The organism is Liberibacter crescens BT-1 (genome assembly GCF_000325745.1).
GTDB classification, from domain to species: domain Bacteria; phylum Pseudomonadota; class Alphaproteobacteria; order Rhizobiales; family Rhizobiaceae; genus Liberibacter; species Liberibacter crescens.
This window is the reverse complement of the sequence record NC_019907.1, coordinates 395311-409857: the sequence shown is the minus strand read 5'-3', so window position 1 is coordinate 409857 and position 14547 is coordinate 395311. Positions and strand designations below refer to the sequence as shown.

The window sequence follows — 14547 nt, the reverse complement described above, 5'->3', positions numbered from 1 at the left end:
TGATGTCTGCCAATAAATCACATTCTTTATCTTTTGAAGATTCTTCCATGATTGATCAAGAGATAAATACTAAAGGTTTAGGACCAGTCGAACGTGGTGCTTCACGAATCAAAGTAGATGAAAAACGAATACTTAATGCACGCTCTGATGTAAACCAGCTTTTACCTTTAAAATATAAGTGGGCTTGGGAGAAATATCTTTGTGCGTGTAATAATCACTGGATGCCTACTGAAGTATCTATGCAAGCAGATATTGCTCTCTGGAAATCAAAAAATGGATTAACAGATGATGAACGACGGATGATTAAACGAAATCTCGGATTTTTTGCATCATCTGAGAGTCTTGTAGCTAACAATATAGTTTTAGCTATCTATAAACATCTTTCTAATGCAGAGTGTCGTCAATATCTTTTGCGCCAAGCTTTTGAAGAAGCTGTTCATACACACACTTTTCAATATATCGTTGAAAGCCTTGGACTTGATGAAGGCGAGCTTTTCAACATGTATCGCGAAATTCCATCTATTACCAATAAAGCAGTTTGGGCTTTAAAATATACACAAAGCCTAAATGATAAGAATTTTATTACTGGGACTCCTAAAGCTGATCAGGATTTTTTGCGTGATCTTATTGCTTTCTATGTTATATTTGAAGGAATGTGGTTTTATACTGGTTTTGCTCAAATCTTGTCCTTAGGAAGACGTAATAAAATGGTTGGTATTGCAGAACAATATCAATATATCTTAAGAGACGAGTCTATACACCTTAATTTTGGTATTGATGTGATAAATCAAATTAAGATTGAATGCCCTTATTTATGGACTCCTTCTTTTCAAGAAGAAATACAAACAATGCTTAAGGAAGCTGCAGTCCTTGAAGCTGCTTATAGTAAAGATACTATGCCGAGTGGGTTATTAGGAATTAACACTGAGTCATGTCAACAATATATGTATTTTATAGCTAACCGTCGCTGTTCACAACTAGGCTTAGCTCATGTTTTTGAAGATACTGATAATCCATTCCCTTGGATGAGTGAATCTATGGATCTCAAAAAAGAAAAAAATTTCTTTGAAACACGGGTTATAGAATATCAGAATGGCGGTGCACTTGAATGGGAATAATATTTTTTATATAGATGAATAGTATTTACATTAAGGAATAAATTCTTATTTATGCTTTATCTAAGATTAAAATATTTATTTTAATCATTAAGAATGTTTTTTAAAAACTTTTTTCCTAAAATCTATATTTTTATTAATGCCTTAAAATTTTATAAGAAACTTAATGATTTACTTAAGATTTCGAGATGGGACATTAGAAGCTTTTTTACATCCTTTTAACGAAATATCATATATTGGGTGTTCAATAGCATTCAATGCAGGGCTATCAGCAAACATCCATCCCATGAAGATTCGATGCATTTTTCTATCAAGAGTAATCTCATCAACTTCAATAAAAGTGTCAACTTTTTGCATTTCATTGTAATCTCTTGAATAACAAACTCTAGGTGTAACTTGCAATGCACCGAATTGTACAGTTTCATTCATATAAACATCAAAAGTTGTTATACGGCCCGTAATTTTATCTAAACCAGAAAATTCAGCAACCTTATTGCTAATTCTTGCTGCAAATACAACTTTAAAACTTATAGTTGTTATTAAAAAAGCTAATCCTATAATTTTTCTATTTAACAGCATTTTTTTCATAAAGTTTTCCTGATATAATTATTAATAGTCACCGCAAACCCTTAATTTCTTTTTCTAAAAAGAATTCAAGCATCTGGTGTCCAAGAATTATAATCACCAGTGGCTTGAAAATTTTTATTTTCTAAATTCTGTGAATATTTGGGACGATACGCATGTGGAGAACCTGTATAATTTATGTGATGTGGTTTCTGCCAACTCAAAACATTACTTTTATCTTGTGCTAAAGGAATATCAGAACGATGGTGTATCCAGCCATGCCATTCAGGTGGAATAGAAGAAGGATCTGCATAACCTTTATAAATTACCCACCGATGAGGTAAACCATAAGAACTCTTATGACCTTCATAATAAATATTACCAAACTGATCTTGACCTACACGTTTACCAAAACGCCAAGTAAAAATCTTTGTTCCTATAGTTTGACCATTCCACCAAGTCAATATTTGTAAAAAAAAATTTTTCATACTCTTTTCCTAATACATTATAAGATCTTTTCATAAGATTCAGAATACATAAAAATTACTTTTTATATTCTATATATTAGTAGATATATATAAACATGTAATAACAATTCTATCCTTATTTATAAAACTAGATTTTTTTTAGAAAAAGATTCTAAATATTAATAGAATGAATAACATCAACTAAGTCATTAACGATATTCTCAATCCTAGAATAGTCATCACCTTCTGCCATAATGCGAATAAGAGGTTCTGTTCCAGAAGAACGAACCACTAAACGACCTACACCTGACAGCTGTGCTTTTGCATCAGAAATAGCTTTAATAACAATCTCATTATTAAGATGAGAGCTATCCGTAATTCGGATACTTCTTAAAACTTGTGGTACCGCTTCAAAACACCGACACACCTCACTAACAGGCTTTCCTCTTCTTTGGATACAACTCAAAACCTGAAGAGCAGCGACAAGACCATCTCCAGTGGGACCATAATCTGATAACACTATATGACCAGATTGTTCGCCTCCAACATTAAAACCACCATTTCGCATACATTCTGTAACATAACGATCACCAACTTTAGTACGCTTTAAAGATAGCCCTCTTTCTGAAAGGAATCTCTCTAAACCAAGATTTGACATTACAGTAGCAACAATACCACCACCTCTTAATAAAGAATTTGCATTCCATTCTTCTGCGATAAGAGCCATAATTTGGTCTCCATCTATGATAGATCCCATCTCATCAACAATGATAACACGATCTCCGTCTCCATCTAAAGCTATTCCTATATCAGCACGTACCTCATATACCTTTTTCTGTAACGCATTTAAATGCATAGAGCCACAATCAAGATTTATGTTAGAACCATTGGGATCAGCTCCAATGACGACCACATCTGCTCCCATTTCCCACAATGCTGCCGGCGCAACTTTATATGCAGCACCATTGGCACAATCAACAGCGATTCGCAAACCTTGAAGTGTAACATTGCGTGGTAAAGTACGTTTTGCATGCTCAATATAACGATCATGAACACCGTCAATACGTTTAGCATGACCAATATTGTCATATGAAGCAACGTGCAACATTAAATCTTTATCTAACATCTCCTCAATACGATCTTCAATATCGTCAGATAATTTATAACCATCAGAACCAAAAAGCTTTATTCCATTATCTTGATATGGATTGTGGGAAGCAGAAATCATAACACCGATATCTGCCCGCAAAGATCTTGTAAGCATAGCAACAGCAGGAGATGGAATTGGTCCAAGTATAAAAGCATCAGAACCTGCAGCAGTGAAACCTGCAACTAAAGCATTTTCAAGCATATAACCAGATAAACGAGTATCTTTTCCAACTACAACTCTATGCCTTCGTCCTTTACATCTAAACAAAAAACCAACAGCAATCCCAACACGCATGACTACATCTGGAGTCATAGGAAATGTATTGGATTGACCACGAATTCCATCGGTACCAAAATAACAACGTTTCATATCACTCCCTGATAAATTTTATATGAAATTAAATTTTCAAAATCCTTAATATAAAGAACAGAATCTATCTAATCTATAGAAAGATAAAAGATCTAATACTTCTAGAAAATTAGAATTTTTAATACTTGATTACGAATTTTATATTGATTAATAAAAAGTTGTTTTATCTATAAATCTGATACCTATATTTCTGAAACAGAAAAACTTTAAGCCAACAAAATTATACTTCATCTTCATTATTCTTTATAGAATCCTCATTGCTTGAATCAATTGTACTTGTATTATTAACACCAGTTCTTGGAATAGATGACCCTTGCGGAGGTATTGTATCATCTCCTAAAGATCTATTCAGCTTTTCCCCTCTTAGAAGAGCATTTATATCATTCCCAGAAAGCGTCTCGTATTCAAGCAATCCTTCTGCAATCGTAACAAAATCATTATGCTTTTCGTTAATGATAGACACCGCTTCAGCATAGGCATTATTGATAAGACGCAAAACCTCATTATCTATTTTTTGTGAGGTTGCCTCAGAAATATTTTTAGATTGAGATACAGAATGACCCAAAAAAACTTCCTGTTGTCCTTCTCCATAAGTAACTTTTCCTAATTCATCAGAAAAGCCCCATTGTGTTACCATAGCACGGGCTAATTTAGTAGCATACTCAATATCAGAAGCAGCTCCAGAAGTGACATTTTCCTTACCAAAAGTAATTTCTTCAGCCACGCGCCCCCCCATTAAAATTGCCAAACGCGATATCATCCATTTATAACTTGTAGAATAACGATCTGACTCAGGAAGCTGCATTACCATACCCAAAGCTCTCCCACGTGGAATAATTGTTGCCTTATGCAAAGGATCAGCTACTGGAACAGTAAGAGCTACAATCGCATGACCAGCTTCATGGTAAGCTGTAAGTTTTTTCTCAGCCTCTGTCATAGCTGAAGAACGCCTCTCAGCCCCCATAAGAATCTTATCTTTTGCATCTTCGAATTCCTGCATTGTAACTAACCGCCTATTACGACGAGCTGCCATTAACGCAGCCTCATTTACAAGATTCATCAAATCAGCACCTGAAAATCCAGGTGTTCCACGAGCGAGAGTCCTTAAATCAACATTAGGAGCTAATGGAACATTACGAACATGAACTTTAAGAATACACTCTCTACCACCAATATCAGGATTGGGAACAACAACTTGCCGATCAAAACGACCAGGACGTAACAATGCAGGATCAAGGACATCTGGACGATTTGTTGCAGCTATAAGAATTACACCTTCACTTGATTCAAATCCATCCATCTCAACAAGTAACTGATTAAGAGTTTGCTCACGCTCATCATTACCTCCTCCCAAACCTACTCCACGATGACGACCAACAGCATCAATCTCATCAATAAATATAATGCAAGGAGCATTTTTCTTAGCTTGTTCAAACATATCTCGAACACGAGAAGCACCTACTCCTACAAACATTTCTACAAAATCTGAACCAGATATAGTAAAAAAAGGAACATTTGCTTCTCCAGCGACAGCACGCGCTAAAAGTGTTTTACCTGTACCCGGTGGACCAACCAAAAGCACCCCATGAGGAATACGCCCACCTAAACGCTTAAACTTCTGTGGATCACAGAGAAATTCAACAATTTCTTGCAAATCTAGCTTTGCTTCATCAACACCTGCAACATCCTCAAATGTTATACGTCCATTTGCTTCGGTAAGTAATTTAGCTTTGGATTTTCCAAAACCCATAGCTCCACGCGCTCCTCCCTGCATCTGACGCATAAAGAATAGCCAAACTACTAATACTATAAACATTGGAAATAAATTACTCAAGTAATTTAAAAATCCTGATGATCCATCACTCACAGGACGTGCAGAAATATTCACATCCTTTTCTTTCAATTTTTCTATAAGACTATCATCTATAATAGGAGCATATGTCTGAAAAGAAGCTCCCCTTTCAAGATAATAACCAGATATACGTTTCCCTACTATGGAAACATCTCTGACACGTCCAGAATCTAAATCTTTAAGAAATTGTGAGTAAGAAAGTTCTTGTACGCTTCCTTGTCCTGTTGAACTCTGGAACACAGAGAAAAGCGATATCAAAACAAGAGCAATCATTACCCAAAAAACGAAATGCTTGAAATTAGGGTTCATAAAACTCCCCGAAATATTGTAATAACTACTACCTATTAAAAACTTTAAAACTAATCTCTCCTAACATAGGATCAAGAAAACAATTTTCCAAGACAATCAATAATAATGTATACATTTTAGATTACGAAATGGACTTTTTGGAAAAGGAAATAATCCAAATGCAGCATAAAAAGCACATGTTAAAGGAAAATCAAACCCTACTAAGAAGCGAGAAAATAAAGCTATTGATGGTTCACCCTCGATATCACGTGGAATACTAGCACATGCACGCTTTTTTATACTATTAGGCAAATCTGTCTTAAAGTTTGTATCTAATCCAGGACATATATTTATAGGAACTTTATCAGAATTAATAAATCTTAATCGTCCATCCCAAACGACAGATTCACCAGGGTAAAGAACTCGTATAGGAGGAATATTACGTAGTGCACGTGTTATCCATAAAGTATCTCGACGTAAATCAAGCACTGCATTCCCAACACTTATACAACCTAATTTATTTTCTTTTAAAAAAAGCATAACCTTATTCATAGCTTGATATCCAGGCAAAAAGGAATATCCGCTACAAATTGCAGCAGAAACTCTGATTAAATGAGCAACCAACTTGTGATCAACCGAAAATACTTCTCGAGAGATCGAAATTACTGACTTTAAGTGAACTCTTAAATACTTCGTAACAAGATTAGCACACTGTTCCCCTAAAAAAATACGCGAATATTGGGCAATATCTATTCTTTTAGATATCATATCAAGGCTTTCTTCAGAATAGGATAAACGAAACCGAACTCTTTCAAATTTACTATCAAAATTACTTGAATCATTACACCAAATTATACCTTTTTCTTTTAAAAAAGAACGTATACTCTCCCGACGACATTTTAAAAACGGACGACAAACCCATAAGCTCATATTGTAAAGCATTATATCACAAATACCTGCAAGACCAATACCCTCACCTAAAAGATCACGTGTAGAACGCATACGAACCGTTTCCAACTGGTCATCAAAAGTATGACCCACAACAACCAATGAAGCTCCTATACTACTCGCATACTCAGATAATAACTTATAACGTGCTTCCCGAGCAGCAACCATTAATCCTGAGTGAGGTTTTGCCTCTTTCCACACAACAACTCTATGAGCAATATTTAATTCATAACAAAGACCAGAAACATATAAGGCTTCATTATGCGCTTCCTTTCTTAAACCATGATTTATTGTGACAGCAGATAATTTAATTTCTTTAAAAGAATTCCCTGAAAGAACAGAATGTAAAGCAACCAAAAGACCAACCGAATCGGAACCACCAGAAACAGCTACCAGAATGTGTAGAGGAGGCATAATATTATTTACAAATAAAAGTGCAGCCTCTATAGGTGAAAGAAAAATCAAAATAATATAACTCAACAAGATAAACGTTTTTGTTCAGATAAGCTCTTACTCTTAATACTATTAGAAGCTTTAGGATATTTTTGGTCAATGGCTTTAAAACTAGCACAAGCTGCTTTCTTCTCATCTAGAAAAACCAAAGACACCCCTAATTTAAGCAACATTTCAGGAGCACGTTTTGAGTTGCCATAAGTTTTATAACCTGCAAGAAAAATTTTAGCAGCTTCATTATATTTTTTCTGAGCTAAAAGAGATTCTCCCAAGTAAAATGTAGCATCAGATGAATTTGGACTCTCTGTATACTCAGAGATATATTTCCGAAAATTTTGTTCAGAAAGCGCATAATTTCCAGCAGAAAAATAATTATATGCATCTTTATACAATTTATCATCACCTTCAGAATTCTCTGAAACAACTTCTTTATCGGAAGAATCTTTATTAACAGTGTAATTAATCGGATTGCCTTCATTATCAAACCGTAAAGAGCCAAGATTAGAAGGAGGCGTTCCAAGAGAAGATAATACCTTTTTAGAAGGATTTTCTTTGGTATCAGAATAATTAGAAGATTGTTTTTTAATAGGATTACTCTCTCCAATATCTGATTTCGTAGACTTTACTTTATCCTTTTTTGAGTCTTGAAGTTTTTTTTCGATCTCTTGAAATCTAAATTCATTATCCTGCTGAGTCTTGCGTACACTCTCCTGCATTTGCAACAATTGGAAACTCATCTCTTCAATACGACCATTTAATTGACGCAAATCAGACTCAAGCTGCTGTATTTTTATAAACTGATCACCAGCTGAATAATTACCTTCCATCCCAAAAGATGACAGATTAAAAAGACCCAAAAAAGCTACTATCAAAAAAGGAATAATAGAAAAGCTTTTAAAAGCAAATTTCTTCATTTTCGTGTCCATTTCAGTAAAATTTCTTATAATAGATCACTAATATGCTCATGCCTCAAAAATACAAAATTACTCAAGAAAATTTATAGGAAACCCCATAAAAATTCTCATTCCAAAAATAAAAACAACTATTTACAATCATCTCAAAACGGTGACGGCACGGCGATTCTTTGACCAAGAAATTGTATCATCGCCTATAGCAACAGGTTTTTCCTTGCCATAGGAAATAATTCTTACACGAGAAGAGGAAATCCCTTGAGAAACAAGATAAGAACGAACTGCTTCAGCACGCCGAGCACCTAAAGCAAGGTTATACTCACGTGTTCCTCGCTCATCAGAATGACCCTCTACAACCACAGAGTGAGGATAATGTCTAAGCCACTGAACTTGTCGAGCAAGAGTCTGAATACCATCAGGGCGGATTGAAGACGAGTCTGTATCAAAAAAGACACGATCACCGACATTAACAGTAAACTCTTGCAAAGAACCGGGCTGAACAGATCCTATTGATCCTGCTCCTCTACCAAAACCAATGCCATTATTTATATCATTCTTTTTATTAGAACAACTCATTAACGCAAAAGTTACAAAAAAAGTAAATATTAAAGATTTATTTGCGGTTGAAGCACAAAATACCTGATTTGAATTAGAGACATGACTCTCTTCCATTATGTGTCTCCTTGAACTTTATTTCAGTTTTTCTAATCTTATGATAATTAGGTTAAAATACAAGATCTTTTAATACAACACCCTCATTATCATGTTTCACAAACACTCAAAAAAATCAATAACTTTACCTACTCTAACGATGGAGACCAAGCTGGATCAGAAGCATAACTAGGAGTTGATATATGTACTTCATTATAACCAGTAAGATCAATAGAATAAAGTTGTGGACCTCCAGCTCCGGCATTTTGTCTAAAAAACATTAAAGCACGCCCATTAGGAGCCCATGTAGGACCTTCATTATGGAAACCACTCGTAAGAATACGTTCTCCTGAACCATCTGACTTCATAACACCAATAGAAAATTTACCACTTGATTGTTTTGTAAAAGCAATAAAATTTCCTTTTGGTGACCAAACAGGAGTAGAATATGATCCCTCACCAAAAGAAATACGGTGTTGCCCTGAACCATCGGCATTCATCACATAAAGCTGTTGTCGTCCTCCTCTATCACTTTCAAAAACAATCTGAGAGCCATCTGGAGAATATGAAGGAGAAGTATCTATGGCATCCGTAGAAGTAATCCGTGTTGTAACACGAGAACGCAAATCCATTGCATAAATATTAGAGTTACCTTCTCTTTGAAGACTCATAATGATACGCTGACCATCAGGCGAAAAACGAGGTGAAAAGGTCATCCCTGGAAAATTACCAACTATTTCACGCTGTCCAGTTTCCAATTGCAGCAAATAAACTCGCGGCTGTTGTCCTTCATATGACATATACGTTATTTCTTGTCGATTTGGGGAAAATCGTGGAGTCAAAACAATATTATTTCCGGAAGTCAGCATACGGACGTTAAATCCATCTTGATCCATAATCCCCAATTGACGTTTACGATCAACCTTTGGTCCGCTTTCAGAAACAAAAACTATACGACTATCAAAATAACCTTTTTCGCCAGTAATTTTATAATAAATCTCATTAGAAATTATATGAGCAATACGTCGCAATTGATTCAGTTTGGCAGAAAACTGTTGCCCAGCAATCAAAACACCCCCAAAAGTATCCCACAGGCGAAATTCTGCACGTAAAAGACCGTCACTCTCTTGGACAACACGACCTGTAACAAGAGCTTGAGCATTGATAACTTTCCAATCCTCAAATCGTGGAGAACCAGAACCAATGTTTTTCTGAATAAAAGCATTCTTTGAGATAGGAGAAAACAAACCTGATCTTTTTAGATCAGCCGATACAACTTCTGATATTTTAGCGCCTAAATCGCCTGAAGATGTAAAATCAGTAACAGCAATAGGAAGTGGTGCAATATTTCCTTTATTTATATCTATTTCTACCACAGCTTTAGTTGGAGTAGCAAATCCAATTCCCAAACACAATAAGAGAAACTGAAGCTTCATCTTCATATTAATGACCTTTCAATTTAAAAAGAAGCAACAAAAGTACATTTTAAAAACCTCTCGACAAGCACCTAAACTGAATAAGTAAACACATAAAACATTACATTATGTCCGATGGTTGAAAATTTACTATGACATAACTCCAATCATCATACTTATCCGGAGGAAGATGAAATGGCTGTGATTTTATTATCGCCCGTCGCGCACCACTCGCCAATATTTGACGAGTTGTATCCACTCCACCTGTTGCTTCAACTTCAGGCTCTCCAATCACAAAACCATCCCGATCAAGATGAAACCGTACACGAATTTTAATTTTCTCCAATCCCTCTAAACCAGGGACAATATTCCAATTTTTTGCAATCTGACCGCGCAAAAGATCCATTTCACTTTGAGATAGCTTAGAACCTTTTGACTTTATTGTATTACCTAATGAAGGAGTTTCTGTAGAACGACTTGCTCCTCCCCCAGAAGAATCTTGTTTATTCAGCAATGCAGAAATTTGTTTGGCATCAAAATCACTTTTCTTTGGAGAAGAATCTTTAACTATTGTTTTTTTATCATGTCTCTTACCCTCTTTATTTGGGACCAAAGTAGATTTATCATTGGCCGTTATATTTTTTTTAGCTTCAGTTTCCTTCTCTACAGGTTTTTCTAAAGATGGTTTCATATCATCTCGGAAATTAGGCAAAGGAATGGTATCAGAAGGAATTTTTGCTTCTTGAGGTAAATTTTTTTGCGGTAAAGAGGCCAACTTTTGTTCCTCTTCCTTGCTTTCAGAGACAATTTCTTCATTTTTAGGTAATGGAACATCAGGAGATTTAGGGGGAGCGCTAGATTTAACCTCAACAGGATGCTGCAAATCTGTAGGAGGTGTCTCAAAATCCATACGATTATTACCAACATTCTTCGCATCAGGAACAATTGCTGGCGTATTACTTATTGGAGGAGATTTTGTTTCTTTAACAGGTGCATGCTTATCTCCCTTTTCAAGTTGAGTTGATTCTTGAACATTCACAAGTTCTACAGGAAGCTCTTCAAAATCATTGGCTTCAAAAGTTTTTTTGGGACCAATATTAACAAAAAAAAACACAAAAAATACCACATGTAGAACTAAGGATATAACAAAGCTACCCTTCATTTCGCAGTCTATTAATCCTTTTTCTGTTGTGTAACAAGAGCTATGTTTTTATAACCAGCTTCTTGAATACGAGCCATAACATCCGCTACAATTCCATAAGAAGACTTAGAATCACCTCTAACAAAAATACGCTCAGTATACCCTGTAGTTGCCACAGCCTTTAGTTTATCAGCAAGATCATTAATGGGAATTGCTGTTTCTTGCAAAAAAACAGAACCATCTACCTTAACAGATATCGTGATAGGCTGAGTCTGAGAATTAAGATTCTTAGCATTAGTCTTTGGAAGGTCGATAGGAACACCAACTGTCATCATTGGAGCAGCAACCATAAACACAATAAGCAATACAAGCATCACATCAACGAGAGGAGTGATATTTATCTCACTCATGACATTATTATGAACCCTTCTTTTCCTCGCTCTTTTTCTACGATTTTCTCCTTCCAAACCATTACCAATTCCTCCTACCATTCCCATAAACATTCTCCCATTTTCATTCAATTCATAAAGAACCCCTAATTATTTTTTTCATCAATTTGTCGAGAAAGAATAGCAGAAAATTCATCAGCAAAGCCCTCCATATGAACCAGGAACTTCGACGCATCTGATGTAAGTTTATTATACGCAACAACAGCAGGAATAGCAGTTATAAGACCAACAGCTGTAGTAAGCAACGCCTCTGCAATTCCTGGAGCGACAACAGCAAGATTTGTAGTTTTAGATCCTGCAATAGCCTGAAAAGAATTCATAATACCAACCACAGTACCAAACAAACCTACAAATGGCCCAACAGATCCTATCGTTGCCAGTGACCCTAAGCGTGCCAAAAGATTTTCTGATTCTCGAACTATTGCAACATCCATTACACGGTCTATGCGATTCTGAAGACCAATGGGAGAACGCGCTCCACGTTCAAAACTTTTTTTCCATTCACGCATAGCAGATACAAATATTGCTGCTAATCCGTAATTCTTCCGTTCTGATAAAGTCCTGTATAATTCGTCAAGAGGCTTACCAGACCAAAAAAGCTTCTCAAACTGCACAAACCTGCGACGCATAATTCCAAAACTCAATCGTTTATTAATTATAATCGCCCACGTCCAAACTGAAGATATTATCAAGCAAATCATAACACACTTGACAATCAACCCTGCCTGCATAAACAGAGAAACAAAACCGACATCTAACGCCGTATTAGCCAACCCAATGTCTTTCATTAATGCATAATCTCCGAACACAAATCCCTGACTTTTGAAGCAACCAATCCATATAGAAAAACAACATCCAATTACAACCTATATCATAAAAAAACACAGCAAAATATTAAATCTTTTGTATGATAAAAATTGTTATAGCTTTTACAACTTTATAGAAGCTTTAATAAAAATAAATTTTTTATTAAAGAATAATCAAAAGTTAAAAAATTCTTTTCTTCAATAGATGGTTTATACAACAAATAATCAAAAATCTCAATAAAAAGTAATTATTTCTTTATAAACAAAAAAAACTACCTTCACTCTCGTTAATAAACTCCAAATCCTTCAGGAGGAATAAGCCCTAGGTGATTCCAAGCAATAGCAGTTAAAATACGCCCACGTGATGTACGCTGAATAAAACCTTTTTGTATCATATAAGGCTCAATAATATCTTCAATAGCATCTCGTGGTTCAGAAAGACCTGCAGCAATAGTTTCTACACCAACTGGCCCACCACCAAAATTATGAGCAATCATTCTCAAATAACGCTGATCAAGCTGATCAAAGCCCATACTATCTACTAAAAGACGTGTTAAAGCCTCATCCGATACTTCTTTTGTAACAGATTTAATATGAGAAACCTCAGCAAAATCACGTACACGTCGCAATAATCTTCCAGCAATACGTGGAGTACCTCGCGCTCGCATAGCAATTTCATGTGCTCCTTCATCTGTCATAGACAACCCCATAATCGAAGAACCACGCTTAACTATTAATTCCAATTCCTCTATTGTATAAAAACTGAGCCTTATTGGTATTCCAAAACGATCGTGCAAAGGATTCGTAAGAAGACCTATTCTCGTAGTAGCAGCAACAAGTGTAAAACGCGACAAACTAATCTTAACAGAACGTGCTGCTGGCCCCTCCCCAACCATAAGATCAAGCTGGAAATCTTCCATAGCTGGATAAAGAATTTCTTCTACGGCAGGACTGAGTCTATGTATCTCGTCAATAAACAATACATCATGCTCTTCTAAACCAGTTAATAATGCTGCGAGATCACCTGTTTTCGCAATTATAGGCCCAGAAGTTGATCGAAAATTCACGCCTAACTCTTTAGCCATAATTTGAGCTAGAGTTGTCTTACCAAGACCGGGTGGGCCAACAAATAAAACATGATCAAGCGCTTCACCTCGAGCTTTAGCGGCCTTTATAAAAACCTTTAGATTTGCACATATGTCTGATTGACCTATAAAATCATCCAAAGTTTGTGGACGCAATAACGTAGAATCCACATCTTCTCTCTGGCTTTGATAAGAAAGCAACCCTTCACGCTCAACCATCCTTATAATCCCTATAAAATAGAATCTGAGAAAATTCTCTAGCGAGACAATTCCTTCAACGCCAACCGGATTAATTGAGAATCATCAACAACTCCATCAAGGCTCCTAAAAACAGAAGAAACTGCGATTGTTGCCTGATCACGAGTATACCCTAAATTAGCTAATGCCGATATCACATCTGACAACAATGCATTATCCTGATCTACATTCTGTTTAAAAGTTAAACATGTATCTGTTTTTCTTATGAGATGAGAAACCTTTTCTTTGAGCTCACTTACTATACGACCAGCAACTTTTTCTCCAATTCCAGGAGAACGGACAATTATTGTTTTATCTTGCAACACAATAGCATTTATTAATTCAACGGATGTTAAAGTCGATAAAATTGCTAATGCTATCCTTACCCCAATCCCTTGTACACTTTGTAAAAGAATAAACAAGTCTCGATCTAGTGTAGAAAAAAAACCAAATAATCGTATCTGATCTTGGCGTACGTGTGTCTCAATAAATAAAACACAAGAATCACCAGCTTTACCAATTGCCTTTAAAGTACGCGCTGAACAATATACAGTATAACAAACTCCTTGAACATCAAGCAACAAATAGTCTTCACATATTTCTTCGATATTTCCTTTAAGCTTGCCAATCATAATACTTAAAATTC

14 protein-coding genes are annotated in these 14547 nt (G+C 35.6%); 1 reads left to right on the top strand and 13 read right to left on the bottom strand.

All coding sequences use genetic code 11. The annotated features are described in order from the left end of the window. The first annotated feature begins 2 nt into the window (after positions 1-2). Positions 3-1118 (top strand): ribonucleotide-diphosphate reductase subunit beta, encoded by a 1116-nt coding sequence (locus B488_RS01770; protein ID WP_015272777.1) that lies wholly within the window; start codon positions 3-5, stop codon positions 1116-1118. A gap of 168 nt (positions 1119-1286) precedes the next feature. Here B488_RS01770 and B488_RS01765 read toward each other — a convergent pair whose 3' ends face one another. From B488_RS01765 to ruvA, 13 genes are all read right to left on the bottom strand, one after another. Beyond that, a complete protein-coding gene (locus B488_RS01765) occupies positions 1287-1703 on the bottom strand; it encodes a DUF2155 domain-containing protein (protein WP_015272776.1) in 417 nt (138 codons plus the stop codon). Positions 1704-1768: 65 nt separating this feature from the next. Continuing rightward, a complete protein-coding gene (locus B488_RS01760; RefSeq protein WP_015272775.1) occupies positions 1769-2167 on the bottom strand; it encodes an NADH:ubiquinone oxidoreductase subunit NDUFA12 in 399 nt (132 codons plus the stop codon). A gap of 151 nt (positions 2168-2318) precedes the next feature. Then, positions 2319-3665: a phosphoglucosamine mutase gene (gene glmM / locus B488_RS01755; RefSeq protein ID WP_015272774.1), complete on the bottom strand. Its 1347-nt coding sequence runs from the start codon at positions 3663-3665 to the stop codon at positions 2319-2321. Between the two features lie 220 nt (positions 3666-3885). Next, a complete protein-coding gene (gene ftsH / locus B488_RS01750; RefSeq protein ID WP_015272773.1) occupies positions 3886-5826 on the bottom strand; it encodes an ATP-dependent zinc metalloprotease FtsH in 1941 nt (646 codons plus the stop codon). 96 nt (positions 5827-5922) lie between these two features. Further along, positions 5923-7218 (bottom strand): tRNA lysidine(34) synthetase TilS, encoded by a 1296-nt coding sequence (tilS, locus tag B488_RS01745; RefSeq protein WP_015272772.1) that lies wholly within the window; start codon positions 7216-7218, stop codon positions 5923-5925. An 11-nt stretch (positions 7219-7229) separates the two neighbouring features. Continuing rightward, positions 7230-8120, bottom strand: a complete 891-nt coding sequence (gene ybgF / locus B488_RS01740) for a tol-pal system protein YbgF (protein ID WP_015272771.1) — start codon at positions 8118-8120, stop codon at positions 7230-7232. A gap of 138 nt (positions 8121-8258) precedes the next feature. Further along, entirely contained in the window at positions 8259-8789 is a 531-nt protein-coding gene (gene pal / locus B488_RS01735) for a peptidoglycan-associated lipoprotein Pal (RefSeq protein ID WP_015272770.1), read from the bottom strand. 128 nt (positions 8790-8917) lie between these two features. After that, complete coding sequence (gene tolB / locus B488_RS01730) at positions 8918-10210, bottom strand: Tol-Pal system beta propeller repeat protein TolB (protein WP_015272769.1); 1293 nt, start codon at positions 10208-10210, stop codon at positions 8918-8920. A 94-nt stretch (positions 10211-10304) separates the two neighbouring features. Next, positions 10305-11297 carry a cell envelope integrity TolA family protein gene (locus tag B488_RS01725; protein ID WP_244422699.1) on the bottom strand — a complete coding sequence of 331 codons (993 nt, stop codon included), beginning with the start codon at positions 11295-11297 and terminating at the stop codon, positions 10305-10307. A gap of 59 nt (positions 11298-11356) precedes the next feature. Continuing rightward, positions 11357-11821, bottom strand: a complete 465-nt coding sequence (locus B488_RS01720) for an ExbD/TolR family protein (protein ID WP_015272767.1) — start codon at positions 11819-11821, stop codon at positions 11357-11359. A 38-nt stretch (positions 11822-11859) separates the two neighbouring features. Beyond that, a complete protein-coding gene (tolQ, locus tag B488_RS01715; RefSeq protein ID WP_015272766.1) occupies positions 11860-12561 on the bottom strand; it encodes a protein TolQ in 702 nt (233 codons plus the stop codon). Between the two features lie 305 nt (positions 12562-12866). After that, positions 12867-13883 (bottom strand): Holliday junction branch migration DNA helicase RuvB, encoded by a 1017-nt coding sequence (gene ruvB, locus B488_RS01710; RefSeq protein ID WP_015272765.1) that lies wholly within the window; start codon positions 13881-13883, stop codon positions 12867-12869. 38 nt (positions 13884-13921) lie between these two features. Continuing rightward, positions 13922-14533 (bottom strand): Holliday junction branch migration protein RuvA, encoded by a 612-nt coding sequence (ruvA, locus tag B488_RS01705; RefSeq protein ID WP_015272764.1) that lies wholly within the window; start codon positions 14531-14533, stop codon positions 13922-13924. Positions 14534-14547: the final 14 nt, after the last annotated feature.